A 24,781-nucleotide genomic window follows, 5' to 3' on the forward strand; every position below is an offset into this window, starting at 1 on the left:
ACTTCCGTCGGGTAAGTGAGCAGCAGGGTTCGAAGACGATGTACTCCACCATGAATGGCTGAGATGAGGGCGTAAATCAGAAGCGATAGTTAAACCTGTGGAAGCTACCTGAACTGATCTTTGAAGTTATCAGCAATTCCATATTCGGGCTGCCGAGGAATCACGTAACGGTTTATGCGGGCGAAAGTTAACGATAGTCGATCGCCGCGGGTAAAGTTTACACCGGGCAGTTCGCTAACTGCCCCTCTTTGGCATAGAGTTTTTTCCGCTCAAAAGAACGCTCAAACAGAAATTCCGAGTGAAGTTAAGACCTTAGTTGTTTTTGGCCATATTCTAGCTCGTGGCCAGTAGAACCAATTTGGCTCAAAATATAAGTCATTGATTTCTATTATAACTTTGACTTATCCTTGAGCGAATCACTTTGCATTGAGGCTTTAGCATGCGGGTTGATATCGAACGCCACGATAGTATCAAGCGCCGGCTGCGCGCAGAGAAGATCACATTCGTGAAGATCGCTGAAGAACTCGGCATCACCCAAGTCGCTGTGACAAGAGTATGCCAGGGGCGCGCCAAGTCTGAAAGAGTACAGCAGGCCATCGCAGCGAAGCTAGGCGTTCGCGCAAGCAGTCTCTGGCCCGACCGCTACCAAACATTGGAGGCTGACATGAGATAGTTTGCTGAGTTCCCTTTAAAGGGAAACGGCCCTGAGAGCTGGAACTCTCAAGGCCGATAAGAAGATCGATTTGGCATCGATGTCTCTTTTTCCCTTTTTCTTCCTGAAAAGTCAAGTACGCGCGCCGGCCATCCGGCTGCACGCGTGCCCCCTTTCACCTTCAGAAAAAGGAGGCGCCATAGAGAGCGGCTCTGGGATGAGCCGCATCGGCGCAAACGTCCATGCAACAGACAAATCATGCATTCATCCCCCCGCACTCCAGTCGCTCGACTCGCCATATCTCGCCACGATCGCGAGCCAGCCTCAGAGGCGCCCTCGTGGCGCAGCTCCCGGCCAATCACCACCCGCGCCGGATCGTCTTCGAGAGCAAGCTTGAACAGCGAGTGCTCCATTTGCTCCTGGCTCGCCAGGACATCTTTGATATTTGGGATCAGCCGCCGGCGGTGGAATACCAAGACGGATTGGCACGACGTAGGCGGCACGTATTCGACTACCTGGTTACGCTGATCTGCGGGCGACGGATTGCGGTCGCGGTCAAACCTTCGCCTCAAGTGAGCAGAAGGAGATTTCGAGAAAAGCTCGAACATATTCGCGCTGCCACCCCCCTCGAGTTCGCACATGATGTCGCGCTTGTTACTGAGAACCATTTCACCGCCGATGAGGCTTTGAATGCCGCCCGCCTTCACGACTTCCGTCGCACAGCGGATCCAGAGGCCGACGAAAGTGTCTGTTCGATCATCCTGAAGTGCTCTGGCGAAACGACCATAGCCAGCGTTGTCTCACAATCCGGGCTGGCGGGGCGAGCCTTCCGTGCGGCATTCCGGGCGATCTACGACGGTTGCGCAGCTGCAGACTGCACTGCGGAGATTACGCCATCCACTCGCATACTAGCTCGGAGGGGTCTTCAATGACCATTCGTTTCCGGATCTCAGAACTTGACTGCATTGTCATTGATCGGGTTCAGCACATACTGCACAGGCAGCTGGACGACGGGATCATCCTGCGCCCCTGCGACGGGAGCCAAGAGTATCGCGAGTTTACCTACTCGGAACTAACAAAACTTTTTGGCCAACCGAATGTGGAATACAGGCGCGGCTTCTTTGCCTCTGCGTATGCGGCACGAAGGCTACGCAACGATCAGCAGTATCTCTCGACGTTGCCGGAAAGCTACAGAGACAAGCTCTTTTGGAAAGAGAGCTATTGCCGAGCATTCAAGGTCCTGGAGGCTGAAGGCCGCGTTATGCGCACCCTGAAATCGATCGGGCAAGCGATGCCCGAGCTCTCTCTGGCGGTGAACAAGCTTGAGGATCAGCGTCAGAAACAGCACGGTAAGAAACAGGTTGGCACTGAGGTCATCCTTCGAAGGCCTCCTGGAACCTCGACCCTGCGGTCGTGGATCCGCCTCTATGACCGAAACGGGCAGAACGCCCTCGCGCTACTCAGGAAGCGCCGGAGCGAAGCAACATACGCCCGAAAGTTTGGCCCTCAGGTGGAGCAGCTGCTTGGCGAATGCATAAACGGGTACCTTTCCCCTCAAAGGCCATCCCAGCTCGCCATAATCGGCGAAACCAACGTGCGTTTTCGCCAAGTCAACAAGACTCGGATTGCGCTAGGCGATCCGCCACTTCCTCAACCTTCTGACCGCTCCATCCGTCGGAGGATTAAGGAACTTGACACCTTCCAAGTCTATGCCGCGCGACATGGGTACGAGGCTGCGAAGCGACATTTTGGACTTTATGAAAAGGGTATCAAAGCCAGCTATCCGATGGAGCGTATCGAGATGGACGAGTGGAATGTAGACGTCATTTCCCTATTCGGAAGAGCTGGAGCTCTCGACGCCCTCGACCGCGAGCAACGCCAGCGATACGAGATTGGAAGACGCTGGATTTATGTTGCGATCGACTGCGCTACACGCTGCGTCCTGTCATTTCTCCTTGTCGAAAATCCCTCGAGCGAGAACGCTGTTCGCGCAATGAACCTGATCGTCAAAAACAAGACATCCGTCGCATGGGCGGCGGGATGTTCATCGCCGTGGCATTACCACGGCGGTATAGGCGCGATTGTCACGGACCAAGGATCCGCGTTCACGTCCACGGGATTCCGAACAGCTGTAACTGAGCTGGGCAGCACCTATGAAGCTCCTCCTGCGGGCATACCCAAGCTGCGAGGCACGGTGGAGCGAATCTTTGGAACCTTCGGCGGTCAACTGGCGCAGTTTCTGACAGGTCGTACCTTCGCTAATCCGGAGGCCAGGGGGGACTATCCGTCCGAGGAACGGGCGGCACTCACTGATGACGAGTTAGCCAAGATCTTCATAACCTTCATTGTCGACATCTACCACAACACCCCCCACACCGGTTTGCGCGGCGAGACCCCTGCGAATGCCTGGAAAAGGCTCGTCGAGGAAAAGTACATATTGGCGCCTCCTGACATCAATACGCAGCGTGCTGTCTTTGGTGTCCCTGTCGAGCGCGAGCTCGGGCGACACGGCGTCAGGGTACACGGAATCAACTATAGCTGCCCCGAGCTACAAGACGCACTGCTGAGGGGCCGCGAGCGCCGTATTCAGGTGCGCGTTGATCCGGATGACATTTCCGCGGTCTCCGTCTTTATCGGCGGTCGGTTCGTGTCCGCCCAAGCAGTGTCAGAGGCGGTTGTTGGGTTTTCGCTTTCGGATTGGCAAGAGATTGTGTTCGACCTTCGTAACAAACATCACCGCGAGGCGGAACTGACGGAAGAAGTGATCTGGCAAGCGCGTGCTCGTATTGTCGAGATCGATCGTCAGGCGCGGGAGTTGATGCGTGTCCAGCCGAAGCGAATAACACCGGAGGAAATCGATCATCAGGAAAGTCAGGTTTACCTGGGACTGACCATCAAATCGAAGCAACAGGCTGCCGAGCCCTTCCGGGTCGGCCAAGACCTTCTGAGTGACGTAATAGATAGCCCCCGACCTCAGGATCTGTCGACTGAAGACGCGGACGAGATCGACATACAGCCAGAATCCAACGCGCGCCTGAGGTTTTTCGATGAGTGACCTCAGCAGCTTGGTAGCCCAAAGAATCGTTATCTTGAAGCAAGTATTTGCCGCACATCCAGCGTACGAACGTCTTCAGGCTGAGTTTCAGCTGCTGCTGGACCGCAGAAGGGCGGAAATCTCGGCAGGCGTCGTCATGGAGGCAAGGGGAATCGCGGTAATTGGCGCTTCCGGTAGTGGCAAGACGAGTGCTGTCGCACGGCTCTTTTCCCATACGCCCGGCCTCGTCATCGACGAACCGGAAACGGCCCGCACTGAAGTCGTGAGCTTCCTGGTTCCCGCCCCAGCAACGCTAAAATTTGTTGGCGTCACGGCACTCGACGCTGTGGGATATCCATTCCAAGGCAGGCGGACCGAAATGATCATCTGGGACATGGTCCGCCAGCACCTGCGAGCGCGACGCACGCTGTTCCTCCACCTCGATGAAGCACAGGATCTCATGCGCCATCAGACAAAGGAGGCAATCCAGCCGGTTGTCCGCACGCTGAAATCGCTCATGCAGACGAAGATATGGCCGGTTGGTCTCATCCTATCGGGGACCCTCGAGTTAAGAGAGCTCCTCAATCATGATCCTCAGTTGGCAAGGAGGATGGTACCAGTGGAGTTCCCAAGGCTGACACGTCACGCAAGCGCTGATTTCGCACTCAATGTCACCCAAGAGTACGCTGCACGATCGTCCCTCCAACAAATGGTAAACTTCAATCCCGACTTCGCTGCGCGGCTGGTTCATGCCGCGGATCACGAGTTCGGGCTACTTATCGAAATTGTTATCGAAGCGATTCAAGTCGCATTATTGGCCCGTGCCGACACTCTGGACCTGCAACACTTCGCGGCAGCCTTTGAACGACGTTCTGGCTGCTTGCCTGGACTTAACCCCTTTCTCGCTGCTGACTTCGAGCGCATCAACACACGGGTACTTCTCCAGAATGAGGTACGCCGATGACGCGACGACTAGCCTTGACCTGTAAGATAGCCGATCGGGAAACACCAACTTCGCTCGCCTCCCGGCTCGCAGTTCGCAACATGGTCAACGGAGCCGGAGAGTTTTGTCTCGATATGAGACTCAATTGGAAGTCACTCACTCTGGGAGATGCCGGTGAAATTTCTCGCTTGGCCGATTTGGCTGGCGTACCCTCTTCCCCGCTTCAACGATATGCAATCAGATCTATTGGCGCAGCACGCCACAAAATAGGGCGCGAAATTGCAACTAATCGCTCGCTCAAGCGGACGGGGGCAGAATATTGCCCTGTATGTCTTCGCGAGAGCATCGCCGAAGCTGGCTTTGCCGGTGCTTACCGGCGAGTTGATTGGCAATTTCAGTCAATTCGGTGCTGCGAAATTCATAACACGCCACTACGAGCTCTCCCGGAAGAAAAGTTTACCATACATGCATACGATTTCGCATCGGTGGCGCGGAAGCATTGGGAGCTGATAATTTCAGCGGCTGGCGAAGCCCAGTATCGTGAACCGAATGAACTCGAACACTATATTCGAAAGCGCCTGTCGGGTTGGCGGGGGCAGGACTGGATCGACAGCCTTCCGCTACCAGCTGTCTCAAAGGCATCTGAAATGCTCGGCATGCGGTTGCTGTTCGGAGCCTCGGCGGCGGCAAGCGAGATGAGCGACGGAGATTGGCATAGCTGCGGACAAAGAGGCTTCGACGTCCTTCGCGGTGGCCCGTCGTCGCTACTGGAAACACTTTGGCATTTCAAAGCGGAATACCGCTCGCCCTTCGCGTCCCACAACAGAGACCTCGGCGGCTTCTTTGCTTGGCTGACCAGTGATCCCTACGGTGGAGGGGTGGAGCCTCTCCGAAAGCTTGTCCGGAGTTTCATCGTAGAAAACTATCCCGTCGTTGCAGGTACCTCTATTCTGGGCCGGCGGATTGACCGGCCCATATGCATCACGCTGGGCAGCGTCGAGAAGCAACTGGGCATACGGCAGGACAGGCTCATTCATATGCTTCAGGAATTCGCTCCCACCTTGGACGATCTGCCCGATCCACCCAGTCACGTGACGCTGCCGCAGATCGACATGCTCAAGCAGCGCATCCAGGACATTGTGCCAGTGCGAGACGCTGGAAAATTTCTCGGATGCTCGCTTCACCATGCGACGGGCTTCGTGAAGTGCAGAATGCTGGAAAAACGCCGGGACGCAGCAGACAAGACATACCTATCACAAGCCGAGCTATTGGCCTTCATTAAGCCGATCGAAGATCTTCCCATCGCCGATCCCTCTCCGGATTTCTTGTCCATATACGAAATGAGTAGCCGGACCCGGCAAAGCGTGTTTGACATCTACAAGGCGTTCCGCGAGGCCCGCCTACTTTCGGCGCGGCGCGACCCACGGAAATTCGGTATTGACGCGTTGCTGTTGGATCCCGCGGAGGCGCAGGTAGTGCTGCAAAGGCAGGCCGTTACGTCTGATCCTGAGTGGGACGCGGTGCGCCGGTTCTTAAGAATCGACCATGCGACATTGGGCCTCCTCAGCCAGAAGGGCCACCTGACATTTTACCGCGCCCGCCATCCAGCAAGTGGGTATCCGAGGAAGCATGTTCGGGCGGCAGATGTTGAACGATTTGACAGGCTGTTCATTAGCCTTGGGAGACTGCGCCAGGATATAGGGCAGAACGGTCACGGTGGCTTAATGGCAAGATTAGCTGCAGGTGGTATTCGCCCGGCATTCTCAGGCAACCGAATAACGCGGATCTATAGGAGAGCAGAAGTAGAGCGAGTATTTGGAACAACCTTCGCCGCCCCAGTCGAAGATCCAGATCTGTCCATCGCAGACGACCCATCGTCTCGGCGCAACGGTTAGTTCATTGAGCGTACCGACAACGCTCCAAGGTTGGAGTGTCGGCGACTTGCGTTGTGGCGACATTGGGCCCAAACAGGCCATACAGGATCGATTTGCACGCGTCTCGGATTGGGTGGTTTTCTGCCTGTCCGGTTCTAAATGGGGGAACCGAGAAAGCGGTCGTTCGGGTGGGCGCGGTGTTTCGACGGGAACGCGCCCTCAATTCGAACGTTCATGCAGACTTCGCCCTCGCCGAAAAGCGTACCTCGCGGGCGAATATGCACCCTAGATCGACCCAGCGGCTAAGCTCTCTTGCTTCTTAGTTCAAGCAAAAATGCCGTTGCCGCACCCGCCATGCTGCTGGCAACCTGCCATGCGTTGACGAGGTCGACGTGCATAGTCTCGAGGTCAGCCATCATCGCATCGCGTCCTTCGTCGGTCTGAATTTTGAAACTGTGTGATTCATAGAACCGATGAAACAGCCTGTTCCGCGTTTGCAACGCGGACGCGAAGCGGTCAGCCAATCCATCGTCAAGCCTTACACATTTTTTCAAGTTGCCAAGCAGATGTCCCAGCGTGCTCCGGTCGATGTCATGAAGGAGCTTCCGCGCCTTGTCGGAGTCGGCTTTGAACCTCCAGCCCTGTTTGATCGCGCGGGCACACAGAAGCAGCGAGCCTAGTTCAACCTCGAATAGCTGTGCGGCTTCCGCCGTTATGCCAAACTTTGCGTAGACTTCATCGCGTGTCGCCAATGCCCTAACCCGCGATTGGTTGTGGTGCTGCCGGACCTAACTCGGCAATAAACTGGCTCGCATGAAGGGACGCGAGGCCATACTGCATCTGCGCTGGTGCGATGCCAGCCCCTAGGGCGGATGCCATCGGCATGGTCTGTGAGTAGGTCAGAATCAGCGTGCCCGGCTTGCCAGCATCTGGCGATGCTTTCACTCGTGTGATGCCGACATAGAACAGCCGCCGTTGCTCTTCCATTTCTAGGGCTTGCTGCGCAGCGAGGAGGGTGTTGTCAGGCTGCTTTGGGAGCAGGCCGTGAATGCAGCCCGCAATGATTGTGACAGGAGCACTGAGTCCTTTGCTCTTGTGAAGGCTCATGATCCTGACGTCTTGGATTTCCGAAGGAATATCAGGCTGGTTTATTGCCTCTTGAAGCCGCGACAGGAACTCGCCGTTGATGTCCTCGCCGTCAACGCCTTCTTCCATGTCCATTTCGGCAAGAATGTCGAGCGACAGTTGCCGGATATCGCGTGTTGCAATCTGCCCAGCCGGAAATAGCTCATCCACGACAGACGCTAGGTTGGGAAGTGCCTCCAAGGCATGAAGCTCAGCCACGAGGTCGTTGAAAGCAACGACGATCCCGCCAGTATGAGGCAAGGAGAGGTTTCCGGCTGCGATCTGCTCTAGCGCCTGCCAGGGCGTTAGAGCGGAAGCCTCGCAATGGTCACGCACACGACGGTAGCCTGCTGCGTGCCAATTGTTGCCATCAATGCCGACCAGCCATCGCAGAGCGACGCGGTCGTCCCTGTCGACAAGGAGTTTCAGCTTCGCGAACGCGCGGCGGGCTTCCAATGCGTCCAGTTCCGCTTCCGCATAGTAGGACCGCACTGGAATCTGCCGCGCAACAAGGGCCTCATAGATCGGGGTTCCGATCACGCCACGCTGCGCAAGCACCAATATGTCGCCGGGAGGCGTGCCATTCGCAACCGTCGCTGCGATGATGTTCGCAACGCCGTTTACCTCATTTGTGAGCGACGGGTATTGAATAATCCGGACATCGCCGAGCCCATTGGCAGGCAGGGGGACAAGCGCGCGCGGCACTGGTCTGATTTGATTGTGGTCAATTAGGCTATTGGCCATCTGAACGACGCGAGTCGGGCAGCGGCGACAATCATCTAGCCCAAGATCATCCGCGCCAGCGTTTGCAATAAGCCATTGGCGAATCCCGTCCGGATGAGCGTGCTTGAAGCTGTATATCGACTGGTCATCGTCACCAACAATGCAGACGTGTGCGTGATCGGAAAGAAGCTCGATGACGGATTGCTCCGCCCGGTTGAGGTCCTGATATTCGTCGACCAAAATATGCTGGAACTCGCTGCGTTCCTGCGCCGCCGGGTTGTTTCGGAGGTATTGGTATAGCTGAGGGATCACCTCGCCGATTAGCATAGCGCGGTGGAAGCGGAGCCAATTTAGTAGGTCCTGTTGAAATGCAGTGTCTGCGGGATTGAGGACATATCCCGGCTGTTCATGTTGCAGTCGAGCCCAAGCCGCCTCATACGCTTGCTTAAACGTCTTTACCGCCCTCTTTCCTCCATGTGCGCCCATCAAGTCGCAAATGAGCGGTTCCAGTTCAAAGTCGTTAAGCGGCCTTGGCATTCGGCCAGTTGCGCCAAGCACGTGATTTCGCATCAGCATACGCATGGCGAGGCTGTGGAGTGTAACGCCAGTCAGTCCGTCGCTACCTGCCACATCCATATTCACGAGCTCGCGATGGAGGTCTTCTGCGGCGACACGAGTAAACGTGACCGGTAGGATCGACGCTGGCGCGATTCCTTGTTCTAAGAGCCGAGCCACGCGCCGTTTCATCGCAAACGATTTCCCTGTGCCGGGACCTGCCACGACGCGCACGCGAAGATTCGTTGACGACGCAATCTGGTAAGCAGGACTTCCTACCGCTAACCCATCAGACCAAGGCATTTTACCCCCCCAAGAATTTTCATGTCCCGATTAGAAGCGTGGGCTATTCCGTCGAAGAGTCAATGCCGTGCGCAGCGTAAAACTGCGCGAGATACTTTTGGAATTTTTCGCCGCTCATTCCGAGCTTCTCACGGATTGGGCCCAATTCAGCGTAAATATCGCGATCGATCGCTTCAAACATATCACCGTCATTGTGCAATTCCGCTATCATCTTGTCGCGGCCGGTGCGATCGCTAAACTCGGCTGCCCTTTCCCTAAAATAGTGATGACCTAGGAAATCCCTGCGTTTTTTGGCATCCCCGAGCCTTTCTTTTAGGCTATCACTAAGCTCGGGCAATGCCGAAACGCGCTTAATTAGATTACCTAGTGTCTGCGCGTGTTGGTTCTCCATAAAGCGATCGAATTCAGCTTCGTATTGTGTCCGATCAAAGGATTTTCCCCGATCAGCTACATATTGATCGCGGACTCGGCCAAGGAAATCGATCTGCATGAGCGCAATCGCTAGGCCCGTTTCCAACACGCCCGCTTCGTAATATGCGCGGCCGAAGTAGGCAAAAACTTCCTTGACGTGCTCCCCCTCGTCGTAGGTCATTTGCGTCCAATCCTTGCAATGTCGCAGTTCAATGAATGGCAGTTGTTCCACTATAGACATCTGAAAGCTACCTGTCTGGAAGCGGCCCCGGCTCTGTCGTTTGGCGGAACTAAACGAGTGGCAGGTTTCGGGCAGCAACGGAATCACTACGAACGGCGACAATGAAGTCGAAACACGACCTTCATCGCGCGCTGAGACATGTCTCCTATGACGCTTAGCTGCCGTTATCTAGTGCGCGCTGGAGGTTTTGAGGCAGCCTCAAACACATGAAATGGGCTCCATCTCAGCGGTGCCCACACTGTTGCACAAGCCAGGATTTTTGCGGATGACGTATCGCCGATCGGACAAGTTCAGCTGCGATGTGCAGTTTATTCGCCCCGACCTGCAAAGAGGATCAGATTTCCGTCCGGATCGCGCACGACGAATGTCCGGGCGCCCCAAGGCTCCGTTTTAAGAGTTTGATGGAATTCGACTCCCGCCGCTTGAAATTCAAGAAAGAGCGATTTCGCGTCATCGAGCGTGACAGATGCAGAGAGCAGGCGTTCACTGTCCCGAAGCTGTGGGTCAATAGCCGATTTCGAAAAACTACGGAGATTTAGCCTTGCCCCGTCCCGGAACACCTGTCCATAGAACGGCGGCTCACCATAGGTAAAGGCGACGGTAAATCCGAGTTTGCGCGTGTAAAATTCACATGTGGTCGTGATATCAGTGACAAAAAGTTGTGGCTCTGCGGCAAGCAAAGTCGGTCTAGACAAAGCTTCAGCTTGTTTGGCGTTCATAGCGTGGACTCCTTTTCGGAGCGCCTCCCAACTCTCAAACCCAATCGTCCTTGCGACCAACTCCTGTGCGTCCGACAGCTTAAAGCTGTGGGCAAGCACCTCACAGTCACTCAGATGGCGGAAGCCAGGCAACATAGCTCGAATTTGTGCGGCGACCGGGTAGTACTGGTCACGATGCCAACGCAGATACAGCTTCGCTTGCTTCTTCAGGTTTTCAAGATTGGGCATTGGGCGCATTTTTCGGTTGATGATATGTAGGCAGGCATCGCCCGTCCGACCCTAGGTCGTTGCGCCCTACAGCACGAAGTTAATGTAGGACGATCGGAGATAGAGGGCAAGCCTCAGTTGCCGATGTGCCCAGTTGCCTTGCGTTTGTTCATACCCTCCCATGGAAAAATTAAGGTGATGGTATCCTGCAATTTGTCTACGGTACCGTCCTTCCGAAACCGAGTGCCGTATATGAGAAAAGTGACATGATCGTCGCTGGCGTAGAGACTGGTTCCCGTCGCCGAAAGCCGCAGGAGCCGGCCGCGACTCTCGGTTGTCACGATATCTCCAAGTTCAATACCAAGTATCGCCTGTGCCAATGCAGAACGTTCGCCTTCGAGCTCCTGCTCCCATCGATCGAGCCCCTCGTTGATCTGCCGCCACGCTTCACGAGCGGAGGAAAAGGGGCGATCCGCTCCGAACCATAACCGATCTGCAATCGTCAGTGTATCGTTCGGAACTTCGCGTTCAATCGCATAGGCAGCACTAACCATCATCTCATTTACTTGCTCCGCCTGATGCAAGGCTAGAAGGCGGTTTCGATAGGGCGACACTGAGGCCCGTGAAATTGTTGGCGACAGCGAAACTTCACGCCCGGGCAAATAGTCGATCGGCATGATCGATTTGAGCATCATTTTGCCCGTCATGTAGCGTTCCGGTGGATCTTCGTCGCGCCAGGATTTTCGCGTATATTCTATCCACAGCTCGGTCGCAGAAACGCACAAAGTGCTGTCCAGCAGGAGATTCGACTCCGGCGTGAAAACGTGGCGAACCGACCAGGCGTGATCGGTCGCTATAAGTGGCATAACCACGTGCTGCAGCTTTTGATCGCGGACGATGCGCGCCAGAGCGGCCAGCCGCTCCTGCAGGTGCGACGTCAATCGCAAGAGGACGACCGGACCATCTGAAGCGTACCAGTCCTTCTTGCCTGCGTTCTCAAACACCAGCAGTTGTGGCCGGGCAATTGGTAATAGCCTTTCGACAAGCCTTGCCAAGCTATTGCGTGCTGGATGTGTCCAGGTCGCAATGACCTTCCCATCCTTGACCCACTCATACCCACGGTTCTGAATGGCCAGCAGAATCTGCGTAGCAAGGTCCGGGTCTATATCTGGTAGCCGACTGCCTCGTAGCGCCGCTCCCTTTACATCGACACCACGACCTTGCAGGTCGGAGAGTGCCGCCCGGTAAAATTGTTGCTGTAGATTCGAAAGAGATACCGCCGATATCGCCCGTGCCGCCTTCTGGCGGCTGCGTTCAACTTCCTCCCGAAAAGCAGCCAATGCAGGACGTCGCGGAGTTTGACCAGCCTGCACTCTTGCCCAATATCCGCGCGGCGGCTTTGGAACCTGCAAACGAACACATAGCTTACCGATTGCAACATCCGAAACGCCGAGCTCTTTCGCCACTTCCTGCGTTGGTTTTTCCCAAACCAACGCAAACAGCTCTTCGCGGGAGAGCCCGTGTTGGGTCATGCTATCTCCGTCTGGCGTCCGCCATTTCAGAGACGATACTATCGGCTCGCCACACACAGTTGCAACCGGCAACGAAAGCTTGGCTGCAACCGCGAAATGCATAAATTTTAGGCCAAAGGTAATTTACCTTGGCAAAAAAGGTAATTTTGCTGCAACACGTCAAAATTGACTTGTGCGATTTCAATGGCTTAGAATGAGGCCAAGGGTAATTTATCTTGGCAATCGACACCACTGTCGAATGACACGATATTTGGCCTTTTGGCCACTATCTTGCCTTTCGGTCAGGATTGCTGACTTTTTCTCCGGTCGAAATCCCATCTGGCCAATGAAGTCCGAGATGGGCTGCTCCATCGACAGCGATTTCGTTGAGATCATCTGGAACAGCGGCGAAGAACCCGATTGGGAGTACCTGGTCTCACGGCTGGATACTACGCAGGTGGCGAAGATCAGACGCCAGGCGGAGATAGCAAATACCCTTGTCCTGATTGATCATAAGGCCCTCGGAGACGAACCATCGGAGTTCGGGTCCACCGGTAGCCTGACCTATCACGGGCGTCACAAAGCCCGTCGGTCTGGCTGACTACCAATTCCGAGAATACATCGGGCATAGCTTTTTATCTGAAGCAGGGCTTCGAAAAAGTTGGCACCACGCACTTTCGCATACAGGATCAGGCATATTTGAACGATGTATTCAAACGTGCCTGTTGATTTCCGTTGAGAATGCCCCTCGGCACCAGAGGCTCACATCGGAGGGGATATCGGTCATTAAGGGCCCTTATAAAGGAACATGTGAATGTCCAATGCGCTTGTGCCTGAATTCGCCGTGTCTGATTGGAGGAAGTCCAAGGCGTTCTATTGTGACGTCCTTGGTTTTACCTGCTTGTACGAACGCGCCGAAGAGGGCTTTTGTTACCTTGCTCTTGGCGAGGCAGAAATCATGATCGATCAGATCGGCCAAGGCCGCACTTTTGACGATGGGCACCTTCCAGAATCATATCCGTTTGGCAGAGGGCTCAATGTTCAAATCCGGGTTGACGGCATCAATGGCATGATGGAAGCACTGCGAAGGCACAATTTCGCTCTTTATCTCGCGCCTGAAGAGAAGTGGTATCGTGTGGACGAAGTCGAATTCGGCCATCGCCAATTCATTGTCGCCGATCCTGATGGCTACCTGTTGCGCTTTTACGAAGAGCTGGGAACGTGACATCGCTTGATTCCGAAGTCGTGAACGAAAGACAATCTTCGCTTACGGTGTTCATCGTCGAGCTTCGCGCATTAAAGCCAAATCTTTGTCCAAGGCAGTGCACTGCGATCGCCGTTTCTGATAGCTTGATATGCGCCTAGGGTGGGCAGTACGTGACAATAGAATTTTACAATTCCAACGCCGCTGAATATGCAGCCGATTGGAATACTCCTAATCCAAGACTCTTTTCTTTCCTGAACCGCTGCAAACCGGGTGGCAGGATTCTTGAGTTAGGCACAGGCGGGGGCGTCGATGCCCAAGCGATCCTCAATGCAGGGTTCCATCTGGATGCTACCGATGGGTCTGCCGAACTGGCTGCAATTGCCTCGGCCCGCATAGGTCAACCCGTAAGAACGATGGTGTTCAACGAACTCTGTGCCGTCAAAGAGTATGACGGCGTATATGCCTGCGCTTCGCTGACTCATGCCCCCAGAAACGAATTGGGCCCTGTAATCGAGAAAATCTATTCTGCGCTTGTAGATGGCGGCATTGTCTGGGCCAGCTTCAAGACAGGGACGGCTGAGGGGCTGGACGGCCTTGGCCGATATTACAATTATCTGTCGGTCGCAGATCTTATGAAATGTTGGCACGATAACGCACCTTGGACCAGCCTCGAGATAGAATGCTGGACAGGAGGTGCTTACGATCAGCGACCTACGGAATGGGCGGCGATCACCGCCGTTCGATAGGGCATTCTTTCCTTAACTCCCAAATTTCGCAGCAAGATCACCGATGCTGATCTTCCAGGGCAGTATGGTTGCCACGGCACGTGTCTCCGCCGCACCACCCTTGCATCAGGATCGCCAACATTTTCCAGTGATTTCAGCGGTTGCCAGGCCGATACCGTCGCTCCCGCCGGTGATCACCACGACCTTGTCTTCAAAGCGGTTCGCCATCTGAATACCTTTGCTGGAAATGGAGGGTTGCTCCATTTATAATATGGAGGCAGTCTCCACTTAGCAAGGCCGTGCGGGAATGAGTTTAATCGCGTGGCTCTTCGTTGAGCCAGAACAGGGCGACGATCGTACCGATAGGCGGCATAACCCATGTGACGAGCTGAAACCAACCGCTTCTGTTCGTATCGTGCAGGCGGCGGGCGGTGACGGCGAAGAACGGCACCATCGTGACCACCAGCAATATCGTAACAACGAGGTCCGGGAGATTGAACAGGGCCAGGACGAACAGCAGCAACACATAGAAAAGCATCGCATACCAGAATTCCGTACGGCTCGCCCGGCCCTTGAAATCGAAGTATCCGGTAAAAAATCGCCGCACCGCGGTTTGAAAATTGACGGGCGAAGCCGCCATGCCGAAGCGGTTGGGGCCTTGCGGTGGTTTGTTCTTGTAGGAGACCACAAAAACAAAAAGCAGCGAAACCAATATGCCGAACGCGAAAACCCAATGCATTAATCCGGAATCTCCTTTTTACCCCACAAGCCGGAAATACCGTCAGACACTTGGCTTCGCAAGGAACCGATATCGAATATCGGTCGAGTGTCGTTCCACACGATTTGTGTCGAATGCAATGCTAAATTGCGTTCGCCTATAGTCCCAGGGCAAATGCGCCGAGATGCTGGCGGACCCATTTCGCCTCTTCCGAAGCCGTGCGGCGGAAGTGTCGTTTGAAGTCGCGGCTGAACTGGGCGGGGCTGACATAGCCGACCGAGAGAGCGACTTCCGCGATCGTCCTGTCCTGGCGCGCCAGCATCAGTCTGGCCTCGTGAAGCCGCATGGCCTTGACATATTGCATCGGGCTGCTGCCCGTCAGCGCCTTGAAATGCGCGTGATAGGACGGAACGCTCATGCCGGCGTCGCTGGCCAGCGCAGCAACGGAAACCTCCGAGCAGCAGGTCTCGCGCAGCCGGGCAAGGCTTTGCACGATTTTCCCGGCCGTACCTCTCTGCTGCAACGCCGCTATCATCGCCGCGCCCTGGGGGCCGACGAGAACCCGATAGTGCAATTCGCGCAGGATGCCTGCGCCCAGCACCGCCGTTTCCATGGGATCGGTCAGCACCTTCAACAGACGCAGCAGCACATCCTCGATATCGGGTTCCATCCTGCTGGAAACGAGGCTTTTCGCCCTGGCGGCCGACGGTGCCGCAGATCGCTTCTCGATTTCCGCGGCAATCTCGGCGGCCAGCGGCATGTCGAATTCCACATAGATCGCAAACAGCGGCCGTTCTGCGCTGGCGACGGATTCCATCCGGAACGGAACGGGCACTGAAACCGCCAGATAATGCTCCTCGTCATAGCGATACACATCGCCTTCAAGCATGCCCTGCTTTCGCCCCTGCAGCACGAAAACGGCTCCCGGCCTGTAGAGCACGGGAACATCGTGAAGGACTGCCTCGGTCCTGAGAATGCGGACATTGGCAAGCCCGGTCGGGTTGTACCCCTCGCCAGTGGCGATATTTCCGGCCAATTGCACCAGCGCCTGGCGCGTCGCCTGCGCGCGCTCCAGACTCATAGGATTTGGCAAGATATTCATAGGTTTTGGCCTCGGCACATTGGATATCGAAGATTATCAGTCAAGGACACCATCAAACAAGACCGGAAAGTGGAAACATGTCCAGGAAGACCTTCTTCATCACCGGAGCCAATTCGGGCTTCGGCCTTGCCATCGCCACAGCGGCCAGCAATCTCGGCCACACGGTGGTCGGCACCGTCCGCTCCGAGGCGTCGCGGGCGAGCCTTGCGGAGAGCCTGCCGGCGGTCCGCACCGTCCTGTGCGACGTCACCGAATTCGACCGGATAGCCGAAATCGTCGAACAGGTGGAGACAGACCACGGGGCGATGGACGTCCTCATCAACAATGCCGGCTACGGCCACGAAGGCATTCTCGAGGAATCGCCGCTCGAAGAGATGCGACGCCAGTTCGATGTGAATGTTTTCGGCGCCGTCGCGGTCGCAAAGGCCTTCCTGCCGCGTTTCCGGCAAAGACGTCGCGGTTTCATCGTCAACGTCACCTCGATGGGCGGCATGATCACCATGCCCGGCATTGCCTATTATTGCGGCAGCAAGTTCGCCCTCCAGGGTATCTCCGAGGTCATGCGCGCCGAAATGGCGCCGTTCGGCGTGCATGTCACCGCGCTGTGCCCCGGCTCGTTCCGAACCGACTGGGCCGGGCGTTCGATGACCCGCACGGAGAGGTCTGTTGCCGACTACGATGCGCTGTTCGATCCAATCAGGCAAGCGCGCCAGGAAAAGAGCGGCAGGCAGCTCGGCGATCCGGCCAAACTAGCAATGGCCGTGTTGCGGCTGATCGCATCCGACGCGCCGCCGCCGCAGCTGCTGCTTGGCAGCGATGCGCTCGAACTCGTCTCCGACAGGATCGCGCGCTTGCAGCAGGAGATAGAAAGCTGGAAATCCGTTACTGTGTCGACCGACGGCTGATGGACGCTGCAACTACGGCGGCAAGCGCGTCCTTGCCGCAACTTGCCAATCAGGCCGGCGGCGCGCAAGCGAGCTGGATCGTGAATTGTCCGTCGGTAAACGAGGCTGCATCGGTCGCAAGCACCAGCTCTCGCCGTCCGCCGGCTGTGAGGCCAAAGGTTCCCTGCTGCACGATCAGTTGACGGCCGCCCTGCTCGACGCTGCTGACATAAGCCGCCAGCGCCGACTTGCAGCCGCACTCCGCAATCGAGCTGTTCAATTGAAAATCGGCATCGACGCGCAGGAGATTGGCGGTCACAACCGGCTTTCCCGCGTCGACTTTCACGCAGGCCGCCAGCTGGTTGTCGATCGTGACGCTTTTGCCGCTGGCGCCAAAGGCCGATCCGCATACGAGTTGGACGAAAATTGCAGCGGTAATGAATTTACGCATAGATATCCCTGCGTTACCTTCCACGCGGAACTTGAGTCGGGTCTGCACTGAACCACTCGCCAGCGACTGATAGTGTAGCCTGCGTTCGACGGCGCCGGCAAGCGCCGCCAATCGATCCGATGCTTACGCTTTTCGCCAGGGTGAGCTACCCTTGGCGTTCCAACGATCCCGAGGATGTCTCCCATGCCCAGAACCTGCCGCCTTTTGCCCCTCCTGCTCATCGGCCTGCTGCCGGCCCTGGCGTCGTGCCAGAACGACGTTGCCGCGACACAGCCATCTGGCGGCCCCTGCAAGGCCGAAGCGGCGCAGGCATTGGTCGGTAAGCCGAAGCCGACCGACGACGAGGCGATGCGCCTGACAAATGCGAAGACGGTGCGCCAGATTACGCCCGGCCAGATGGTCACGCAGGATTTCCGCGAAGACCGCGTCACGATCGAAACGGACCCTGCCACCGGCCGCGTCGTCGCTGCAAGATGCGGCTGATCGCCGGGGCCTGGCTACTGCTCGGCGCTATCCTGCTTGTCCCGGCCGGTACGCGCGAAAGCAGGTCGCAGGATGATTTCGCGGCGATGACGCCGGCCGAGCTCAAGAGCAATATCGAGGCCAGTCATCCGGCAGCCTACTATGTTCTCGCGTCGAAGCTGTTCAGTGGCGGCACGCGCGACGAAGCCGTCGTCTGGTTCTATGCCGGCCAGCTGCGCTATCGTTTTCATCTCGCCGCCCATCCCGACCTGCCGGCAGATGGCGACCGGGCGCTTCTCGCTTCGCTGTCCGAGGTAGTCGGCCGTCCGATCAATGAATATGCGGCCGGCAACGTCGAGGAATGGGCAGGCGCCATGCAGGGCGCGCTTGATTGGGACGAGCAGCACGACAACGGCTTCACATCCAAATCGGCCTATGCTGAACAATGGCTGCAACAGCGCGCCGGCCTTGCCAAACTGCGCGCCAATGTTCGCGCACAGGCGGCCGAGATCCGCCAACAGCGCTTGAAGAACGGCCTTGAAAACCGCTGAGCCGTCCTAGACGACAGTTTCCGACAGTCCCGGCCCGCCCAGCGTGTTGCGCAGCTTGCTTGCGTGCCTGGCCGGAGGCATGCCGAAAAGCCGGGAATAATCCCGGCTGAATTGCGAGGGGCTTTCATAGCCGACGAGAAAGCCGGCACTCGCCGCGTCGCTCGATCCGGTGACCATGAGACGGCGAGCCTCCTGCATGCGAAGATGCGTGCGGAATTCGAGCGGGCTCATCGTGGTGATGGCCTTGAAGTGCAGATGAAAAGTCGAACGGCTCATCCCCGCGACATCTGCCGCCTGGTCGATCGGGCAGGCATCGCGGAAATTGGCGCGTATCCACAATATCGCCCGCGATATCTGGTTCAACCGGCTGTCGCGGCGCGCCATGTGGCGAATGACGTTCCGGCTGCTACCCGTGAGCAGGCGGTAGAGCATCTCGCGGATTGTCAGCGGCCCCAGCGCCTCCAGATCCCGCGGCGCGTCGAGCAATGCGGTCAGCCGGACAGCCGCATCCAGCAGCTCCGGCGAGGTTGCATTCAAGGTCAGCCCGGCCGGCGAGATCTTCGGTTCGGCCTGTTCGTCGGGATAGCGAATCGCCAATTCGCCGAGCTCCGCCATGTCGAGGTCGAGCTGCAGGCAAAGATAGGGGCGATCCGCGCTTGCCTCGACGACCGAGCCCATGACCGGCAGGTCCACCGAGGCGACCAGGAAGTGGGCGGGGTCGTAGACGAAGGATTTCGTGCCCAGTGCCGCCTGTTTCCGTCCCTGCGCGACGAGGCAGACCGTCGGTTCGTAGATGACCGGCATCGGCGTGGTCGGCTGGGATGCCCGGATCAGCTTGATGCCCTTGAGGCCACATTCATAGGTACCGTCCGCGGGCGCGTGGCGGGCTATCGCGGCGGCAAGGATATCGAGCTTCCCGATAGTCATCTTCTTGCGCGTTCCTTGATCTGGACAGAGGTTTTTTACACCAATCGGATGATCCGGCAAGTTTTTCAGACAATCAAGCTACCCCATCGGCGCCGGCAATTGCGAGGCTGGAGGCATCGCAACTTCCGAAGGAGGAAAACATGGGCAACCATTTCAAGTCCACCAATTGGCTGATGGCCGTCATCCTGCTCGCATTCACGCTTGCCGCGGCTCCGGCCAGCTCCAATACCGCCGCCGACACGGCGGAAAGCCGCAACGAGGCGATCGTTCGCGAGGCATTCGACGGCTGGAGCAAGGGCGAGAACGTCTTCAGGATCCTGTCGCCGCAGGTGAAGTGGACCATCATGGGATCAGGCCCGATAGCGGGCGTCTATAACAGCCGGGACGATCTCGTCGGTCGCGGCGCCGGACCGCTGGTGAGCCGCCTCGCCGGCCCATTGAAGCCCGTCCTGCATCACATCTGGGCTTCGGGAGACAAGGTGATCATCCGGTTCGACGCCAGTGCGCCGACATCCTCGGGCGCCACCTACAGCAACAGCTTCGTCTGGATCTTCACGATGAAGGATGGCGAGGTGACGGAAGCCGAGGCATTCCTCGACCTCGTCGCCTATCAGGACGTGCTCGACAACAATTCGCCACGGTCGCAGTAATCTCGCCCGTTTTCCCCGGCCGGGACCTACCCGGCCAAAGCGGCCGGCGCGCCTCGTACAAGGCCGCCTGCCGATTCGATGAAGCCGATGACTTCGTCCAGCCCTTGTCGGCGCAGCATGTCGGTGAAGACGAACGGTTTCGCTCCGCGCTGGACCTGCGCATCGCGGTTCATCACATCGAGATCGGCGCCGACATAGGGCGCGAGGTCCTTCTTGTTGATGATCAGCAGGTCGGAGCGGGTAATTCCGGGGCCGCCCTTGCGCGGGATCTTTTCGCCCTGGCACACCGAAATGACATAGATGGTGATATCGGCCAGATCCGGGGAGAAGGTCGCGGCCAGATTGTCGCCGCCGGACTCGATGAACACGATGTCGAGATCCGGGTGGCGGCGGTTCATCGCCGCTATCGCCTGAAGATTGATCGTCGCATCCTCGCGTATGGCGGTGTGGGGACAGCCGCCTGTCTCCACGCCCATGATCCGGTCTTCCGGCAGGGCCTGCAGGCGATTGAGGATGAGCGCGTCTTCCTTGGTGTAGATATCGTTCGTCACCACGGCGAGCGAATAATGCGCGCGCATCGCCTTGCACAGCATCTCCGTCACGGTGGTCTTGCCCGATCCCACGGGTCCGCCTATGCCGACGCGCAAGGGTCCATTGTTGAAGCTCATGATCTGAAAATCCTCGAATATTGCGTTTCATGCCGCATGGCCATGATTTCGGACATGATGGCGGCGCTGCCGAGATCGGCGAGCGACGAGCGGCAGCCCCGCTCCGCAACGCCTACCAGCCGATGCTCCAGGCCGGCCAATATGGCCACGCCGTCCTTCTGGCCAAGGGGAACGAGCCGGATGGCGCCCTGCACCAGATTGGCGACGAAACCGTGCAGATAGGCCGAAAGCGAAGCCTTCATGTCGATGCGATGCGCGCCGGCCAGCGCGCCGACCGCGACCGGCATTGCCGCTTGGCTCGGCAGGCTGTGCAGGATCGGATGCGGCCAGGCGCGGGCGGCAGCGAGAAAAGCCTCGCCCTGCAGCATTGTCTCCATGTGGCGCTCGCTTGAACCGGCCATCGCTTCGGCAAGTTCGCAGATATCCACCCAGTCGGACTGTTCCCGAGCCCCCTGCTCGCGGTTGGCCAGCCGGTAGCTCCCGGCAAACAGCACCGCATCGTTCCAGGCCGAGCCATGGCCGAGAAGATCGACCAGCCATTCATGCAATGAACCGCGATCGACGACCAGCCCGTCATGCACCGCCCGCTCGATGCCATGGCTATAGGAGAAGGCCCCGACCGGGAAGGCCGGGGACAGCCATGTCATCAATCGCAGCAGGGCGACATTATCAATCATGATGGTGGTCTTGCCCATCATGCCCATGCCCATGACCATGCCCGTGCCCCTGCCCGTGATAGGCGCCGCGCAAGGGCTGGAACGTCCCGACGACTTCCTTTACCTGCGCGCCCAGTCCCTCGAGCATCTGCTTGATGACATGGTCGCGGAGGATCAGGATATGGTCGTCTTCCAGCTGCGCCGGCAAATGCCGGTTGCCGAGATGCCAGGCCAGTTCGACGAGATGCTGCCGGTTGCGCGGCAGGACTTCGAACAGCGCTTCCTCTGCCGCGACGATCTCCGCCATGCGGCCGTCCTCAAGGACGAGAACGTCGCCATGGGCAAAGGCCACCGGCTCCGGCAGGTCGATCAATATCCTTTCGCCCTGCTGCAGGCTGATCACCTTGCGCCGCAGGTGACGTTCATCATGGGCAAGCACGACGCGATCGAAGGGAATGCCGTGATATTGGCCGTGATGATGGTCGATGACACGTTTCATTTCATAGTCCTCCACGGTTGGGCTTCCGGCGGCGCCTAGAACAGGAAATAGCGCTGCGCCATCGGCAATTGGGTTGCGGGCTCGCAGGTGAGCAGTTCACCATCGGCACGCACTTCATAGGTTTCAGGGTCCACCTCCACATGCGGCGTGGCGCTGTTGTGGACCATCGACGCCTTGGATATGCCGCCACGGGTATTTTCGACGGCGACGAGCTGCTTTTCCACGCCGAGCCGCTCGGCAAGACCCGCCTCGATGGAGACCTTGCTGACGAAAGTCACCGACGAGGCAGTGAGATTCCTGCCCAACGCGCCGAACATCGGCCGGTAGTGCACCGGCTGCGGCGTCGGTATCGAGGCATTCGGATCGCCCATGGGCGCGGCGACGATGGAACCGCCGAGCAGCACCATATCCGGCTTGACGGCAAAGAAGGCAGGGTTCCACAGCACCAGATCGGCGCGCTTTCCAACCTCGACGGAGCCGATATGGGCGGAAACGCCATGGGCGATGGCGGGATTGATCGTATATTTGGCGATATAGCGCTTCACCCGGTAATTGTCGTTGTCGCCGGTTTCCTGCGGCAGCGCGCCGCGCTGGCGCTTCATCTTGTCGGCCGTCTGCCATGTGCGGATCAGGACTTCCCCGACCCGGCCCATGGCCTGGCTGTCCGACGATATGATCGAAAAAGCGCCGATATCGTGCAGGATGTCCTCGGCGGCGATCGTTTCCTTGCGGATGCGGCTTTCGGCGAAGGCGACATCCTCCGGTATGGAGGCCGACAGGTGATGGCAGACCATCAGCATGTCGAGATGTTCCGCAATCGTATTGTGCGTATAGGGCCGGGTCGGATTGGTCGACGAGGGAATGACATTGGGCAGGCCGCAGATCTTGATGATGTCCGGCGCATGCCCGCCGCCCGCGCCCTCGGTGTGAAAGGCATGGATGGTCCGGCCCTTGAACGCCGCGACCGTATCCTCGACGAAGCCGGATTCGTTCAGCGTGTCGGTGTGGATCATCACCTGCACGTCGAAGGCATCGGCGACCGCGAGGCAATTGTCGATCGCCGCCGGCGTCGTGCCCCAATCCTCATGCAGCTTCAGGGAACAGGCGCCGCCGAGGATCATCTCCTCCAGCGCCTGCGGACGCGAGGCATTGCCCTTGCCCGACAGGCCGAGATTCATCGGAACGCCGTCAAAGGCCTGGATCATGCGGCCGAGATGCCATGGCCCCGGCGTGCATGTCGTCGCCAGCGTGCCATGGGCCGGGCCAGTGCCTCCGCCGAGCATCGTCGTCACGCCCGACATCAGCGCCTCGTCGATCTGCTGCGGGCAGATGAAATGGATATGGGCGTCCATTCCGCCCGCCGTCAATATCCTGCCTTCGCCGGCAATGATCTCCGTTCCCGGCCCGATGACGATGGTCACGCCGGACTGCGTATCCGGGTTGCCGGCCTTGCCGATGGCGGCGATCCGCCCGTCGCGCAGGCCGACATCGGCCTTGTATATGCCGGTCGCATCGACGATCAGCGCATTGGTGATGACGGTATCGGCAGCGCCTTCGGCACGGGTCACCTGGCCCTGCCCCATCCCGTCGCGGATCACCTTGCCGCCGCCGAATTTCACCTCCTCGCCATAGAGCGTGAGATCCTTTTCGACCTCGATGAAAAGCTCCGTATCGGCAAGCCTCACCTTGTCGCCGGTGGTGGGGCCGAACATTCGCGCATAATCGGACCGGGAGATATTCAAGGGCATGGTAATTTCTTCCTGTTCAGAGCTTTCCCATGATCTTCTGCTGAAAACCATAGATCGTCCGGTTGCCGCCGATGGGGATCAATACGACGTCGCGCTCCTGGCCCGGTTCGAACCGGACCGCGGTGCCGGCGGCGATGTCCAGCCGCTTGCCCCGCGCCCGTTCCCGGTCGAAGACAAGCCCCGCATTCGTCTCGTAGAAATGATAATGCGAGCCGACCTGTATCGGACGGTCGCCGCTATTGGCGACTTTCAGGACAGTGGTTTCCGCACCGGCATTGAGCTCGATGTCGCCGGCGGCGGTGATGATTTCTCCCGGTATCATCGCTCAGCCTCCGATACCGGCTGCCAGGCACAGGCTGGCGAGCGCGGTAGCGGCGCCCGCGGTGCGAATGGCGATCCTGCCGAGGCCGTTGCCGAAGGCGATGCCGACGCCGTGCAGCACTGCCGTGGCGAGGGCGAAGCCGCCGGCATAGGCAAGCGCTCCGGCCGATCCCATCTCGCCGCCATGGGCATAGCCATGGAACAGCGCGAAGAAGCCGACGAGCGCGGCGCCGACGGCAATGTCCACCTTCAGCGCGACTGCCGCGAGCAGGCCGATGACCACGCCGGAGGCGAGGATCGCCGGTTCCACGAAGGGCAGGCTGCCGCCGAGAAGCGCGAGGAGGAAGCCGGCCATCATGGCGACCACGAAGGCCGCCGGCACGAGGAAGCGTCCGCGCGGCGGAAGCAGTGCCGCCCACAGGCCTACGGCGACCATCGCCAATATATGATCGAGGCCGGAGACCGGATGGGTGAAGCCGGCGGCAAACGAGCCGTGCTCCACCGGATCGAGGTGGGCGAGCGCCGGCGTCGCCAGAAACAGCATTGGCAGGAGGATGAACGCAGTTTTTCTCATGTCGGGTATCCCTTGTAGTCTCGCAGATTATCGGATCGGTTCGTGAACGGTGACGAGCTTGGTCCCGTCCGGGAACGTCGCCTCGACCTGCACGTCATGGATCATTTCGGCGATGCCTTCCATCACCTGGTCGCGCGTGATCACATGGGCGCCGGCCTCCATGAGCTCGGCGACGGGGCGGCCGTCCCTCGCACCCTCGACGACGAAATCGGTGATCAGCGCTATCGCCTCCGGATGATTGAGCTTCACCCCCCTTTCGAGGCGGCGGCGTGCCACCATCGCAGCCATGGATATCAGCAGCTTGTCTTTCTCGCGCGGCGTAAGGTTCATTCGTTATTCC

27 protein-coding genes are annotated in these 24,781 nt (G+C 58.1%); 10 read left to right on the forward strand and 17 right to left on the reverse strand.

Translation table 11 applies throughout. The features are described 5' to 3' along the window. Positions 1-439 precede the first annotated feature (439 nt). Positions 440-673 (forward strand): helix-turn-helix domain-containing protein, encoded by a 234-nt coding sequence (locus tag OSJ75_RS04540; RefSeq protein WP_267227092.1) that lies wholly within the window; start codon positions 440-442, stop codon positions 671-673. Between the two features lie 47 nt (positions 674-720). On the opposite strand, the gene OSJ75_RS22865 is transcribed toward OSJ75_RS04540, so the two are convergent. Beyond that, on the reverse strand, positions 721-1,359 hold the full coding sequence (locus OSJ75_RS22865) for a hypothetical protein (protein ID WP_323748404.1): 639 nt from the start codon (positions 1,357-1,359) through the stop codon (positions 721-723). Between the two features lie 221 nt (positions 1,360-1,580). Here OSJ75_RS22865 and OSJ75_RS04550 point away from each other — a divergent pair, with 221 nt between their 5' ends. The 3 genes from OSJ75_RS04550 to OSJ75_RS04560 are packed head-to-tail and all read left to right on the forward strand — an operon-like array spanning position 1,581 to position 6,524. Then, complete coding sequence (locus tag OSJ75_RS04550; protein ID WP_267227094.1) at positions 1,581-3,707, forward strand: Mu transposase C-terminal domain-containing protein; 2,127 nt, start codon at positions 1,581-1,583, stop codon at positions 3,705-3,707. Further along, on the forward strand, positions 3,700-4,650 hold the full coding sequence (locus tag OSJ75_RS04555; RefSeq protein WP_267227095.1) for a TniB family NTP-binding protein: 951 nt from the start codon (positions 3,700-3,702) through the stop codon (positions 4,648-4,650). The genes OSJ75_RS04550 and OSJ75_RS04555 overlap by 8 nt, the downstream gene beginning before the upstream one ends. Beyond that, the gene (locus OSJ75_RS04560; RefSeq protein WP_267227096.1) at positions 4,647-6,524 is read left to right on the forward strand and encodes a TniQ family protein; all 1,878 of its coding nucleotides are present in this window, start codon (positions 4,647-4,649) and stop codon (positions 6,522-6,524) included. Before OSJ75_RS04555 ends, OSJ75_RS04560 begins: the two co-directional genes overlap by 4 nt. A gap of 281 nt (positions 6,525-6,805) precedes the next feature. Here the strand turns inward: OSJ75_RS04560 and OSJ75_RS04565 are convergent, their stop codons facing one another. The 5 genes from OSJ75_RS04565 to OSJ75_RS04585 all read right to left on the reverse strand — a co-directional run bounded on the left by OSJ75_RS04565 (position 6,806) and on the right by OSJ75_RS04585 (position 12,319). Continuing rightward, entirely contained in the window at positions 6,806-7,255 is a 450-nt protein-coding gene (locus tag OSJ75_RS04565; protein WP_267227097.1) for a hypothetical protein, read from the reverse strand. A gap of 4 nt (positions 7,256-7,259) precedes the next feature. Beyond that, positions 7,260-9,209 carry an ATP-dependent helicase gene (locus tag OSJ75_RS04570; protein WP_267227098.1) on the reverse strand — a complete coding sequence of 650 codons (1,950 nt, stop codon included), beginning with the start codon at positions 9,207-9,209 and terminating at the stop codon, positions 7,260-7,262. A gap of 43 nt (positions 9,210-9,252) precedes the next feature. Beyond that, the gene (locus tag OSJ75_RS04575; RefSeq protein ID WP_267227099.1) at positions 9,253-9,801 is read right to left on the reverse strand and encodes a hypothetical protein; all 549 of its coding nucleotides are present in this window, start codon (positions 9,799-9,801) and stop codon (positions 9,253-9,255) included. Positions 9,802-10,169: 368 nt separating this feature from the next. After that, entirely contained in the window at positions 10,170-10,808 is a 639-nt protein-coding gene (locus OSJ75_RS04580; RefSeq protein WP_267227100.1) for a bleomycin resistance protein, read from the reverse strand. A gap of 113 nt (positions 10,809-10,921) precedes the next feature. Then, positions 10,922-12,319 (reverse strand): hypothetical protein, encoded by a 1,398-nt coding sequence (locus OSJ75_RS04585; RefSeq protein ID WP_267227101.1) that lies wholly within the window; start codon positions 12,317-12,319, stop codon positions 10,922-10,924. Positions 12,320-13,112: 793 nt separating this feature from the next. On the opposite strand from OSJ75_RS04585, the gene OSJ75_RS04590 reads away from it, so the two are divergent. Both OSJ75_RS04590 and OSJ75_RS04595 read left to right on the forward strand, forming a co-directional pair. Beyond that, on the forward strand, positions 13,113-13,523 hold the full coding sequence (locus tag OSJ75_RS04590) for a bleomycin resistance protein (protein WP_267227102.1): 411 nt from the start codon (positions 13,113-13,115) through the stop codon (positions 13,521-13,523). Between the two features lie 152 nt (positions 13,524-13,675). Beyond that, entirely contained in the window at positions 13,676-14,251 is a 576-nt protein-coding gene (locus OSJ75_RS04595; protein ID WP_267227103.1) for a class I SAM-dependent methyltransferase, read from the forward strand. Positions 14,252-14,543: 292 nt separating this feature from the next. On the opposite strand, the gene OSJ75_RS04600 is transcribed toward OSJ75_RS04595, so the two are convergent. Together OSJ75_RS04600 and OSJ75_RS04605 are read right to left on the reverse strand one after the other, a co-directional pair. Beyond that, a complete protein-coding gene (locus tag OSJ75_RS04600; RefSeq protein WP_267227104.1) occupies positions 14,544-14,942 on the reverse strand; it encodes a DUF805 domain-containing protein in 399 nt (132 codons plus the stop codon). Between the two features lie 163 nt (positions 14,943-15,105). After that, positions 15,106-16,044: an AraC family transcriptional regulator gene (locus tag OSJ75_RS04605; protein ID WP_267227487.1), complete on the reverse strand. Its 939-nt coding sequence runs from the start codon at positions 16,042-16,044 to the stop codon at positions 15,106-15,108. A gap of 83 nt (positions 16,045-16,127) precedes the next feature. On the opposite strand from OSJ75_RS04605, the gene OSJ75_RS04610 reads away from it, so the two are divergent. Continuing rightward, complete coding sequence (locus OSJ75_RS04610; RefSeq protein WP_267227105.1) at positions 16,128-16,955, forward strand: oxidoreductase; 828 nt, start codon at positions 16,128-16,130, stop codon at positions 16,953-16,955. Between the two features lie 49 nt (positions 16,956-17,004). On the opposite strand, the gene OSJ75_RS04615 is transcribed toward OSJ75_RS04610, so the two are convergent. Beyond that, the gene (locus OSJ75_RS04615) at positions 17,005-17,496 is read right to left on the reverse strand and encodes a DUF2195 family protein (RefSeq protein WP_267227106.1); all 492 of its coding nucleotides are present in this window, start codon (positions 17,494-17,496) and stop codon (positions 17,005-17,007) included. Positions 17,497-17,568: 72 nt separating this feature from the next. On the opposite strand from OSJ75_RS04615, the gene OSJ75_RS04620 reads away from it, so the two are divergent. After that, positions 17,569-17,868 carry an I78 family peptidase inhibitor gene (locus OSJ75_RS04620; protein ID WP_267227107.1) on the forward strand — a complete coding sequence of 100 codons (300 nt, stop codon included), beginning with the start codon at positions 17,569-17,571 and terminating at the stop codon, positions 17,866-17,868. Continuing rightward, positions 17,859-18,398 (forward strand): hypothetical protein, encoded by a 540-nt coding sequence (locus OSJ75_RS04625; protein WP_267227108.1) that lies wholly within the window; start codon positions 17,859-17,861, stop codon positions 18,396-18,398. The genes OSJ75_RS04620 and OSJ75_RS04625 overlap by 10 nt, the downstream gene beginning before the upstream one ends. A gap of 6 nt (positions 18,399-18,404) precedes the next feature. On the opposite strand, the gene OSJ75_RS04630 is transcribed toward OSJ75_RS04625, so the two are convergent. Then, entirely contained in the window at positions 18,405-19,325 is a 921-nt protein-coding gene (locus OSJ75_RS04630) for an AraC family transcriptional regulator (protein WP_267227109.1), read from the reverse strand. A gap of 140 nt (positions 19,326-19,465) precedes the next feature. On the opposite strand from OSJ75_RS04630, the gene OSJ75_RS04635 reads away from it, so the two are divergent. Next, positions 19,466-19,975, forward strand: coding sequence for a nuclear transport factor 2 family protein (locus OSJ75_RS04635; protein WP_267227110.1), 510 nt, complete (start codon positions 19,466-19,468; stop codon positions 19,973-19,975). A gap of 26 nt (positions 19,976-20,001) precedes the next feature. Here OSJ75_RS04635 and ureG read toward each other — a convergent pair whose 3' ends face one another. Genes ureG through OSJ75_RS04670 form a run of 7 tightly spaced genes read right to left on the reverse strand, consistent with a single transcriptional unit; the run spans position 20,002 to position 24,771 of the window. Next, positions 20,002-20,643, reverse strand: coding sequence for an urease accessory protein UreG (gene ureG, locus OSJ75_RS04640; protein WP_250019935.1), 642 nt, complete (start codon positions 20,641-20,643; stop codon positions 20,002-20,004). Then, a complete protein-coding gene (locus OSJ75_RS04645; protein WP_267227488.1) occupies positions 20,640-21,338 on the reverse strand; it encodes an urease accessory protein UreF in 699 nt (232 codons plus the stop codon). Before OSJ75_RS04645 ends, ureG begins: the two co-directional genes overlap by 4 nt. Continuing rightward, entirely contained in the window at positions 21,313-21,798 is a 486-nt protein-coding gene (locus OSJ75_RS04650; protein ID WP_267227111.1) for an urease accessory protein UreE, read from the reverse strand. The genes OSJ75_RS04645 and OSJ75_RS04650 overlap by 26 nt, the downstream gene beginning before the upstream one ends. Before the next feature lie 35 nt (positions 21,799-21,833). Then, positions 21,834-23,546: an urease subunit alpha gene (gene ureC, locus OSJ75_RS04655; protein WP_267227112.1), complete on the reverse strand. Its 1,713-nt coding sequence runs from the start codon at positions 23,544-23,546 to the stop codon at positions 21,834-21,836. 16 nt (positions 23,547-23,562) lie between these two features. Beyond that, positions 23,563-23,868 carry an urease subunit beta gene (locus OSJ75_RS04660; RefSeq protein ID WP_250019940.1) on the reverse strand — a complete coding sequence of 102 codons (306 nt, stop codon included), beginning with the start codon at positions 23,866-23,868 and terminating at the stop codon, positions 23,563-23,565. A gap of 3 nt (positions 23,869-23,871) precedes the next feature. Next, the gene (locus OSJ75_RS04665) at positions 23,872-24,441 is read right to left on the reverse strand and encodes a HupE/UreJ family protein (RefSeq protein ID WP_267227113.1); all 570 of its coding nucleotides are present in this window, start codon (positions 24,439-24,441) and stop codon (positions 23,872-23,874) included. A 27-nt stretch (positions 24,442-24,468) separates the two neighbouring features. Further along, the gene (locus OSJ75_RS04670; RefSeq protein WP_034503828.1) at positions 24,469-24,771 is read right to left on the reverse strand and encodes an urease subunit gamma; all 303 of its coding nucleotides are present in this window, start codon (positions 24,769-24,771) and stop codon (positions 24,469-24,471) included. Positions 24,772-24,781 lie beyond the last annotated feature (10 nt).

This window comes from Phyllobacterium sp. 0TCS1.6A, from assembly GCF_026420825.1.
GTDB lineage: Bacteria > Pseudomonadota > Alphaproteobacteria > Rhizobiales > Rhizobiaceae > Phyllobacterium.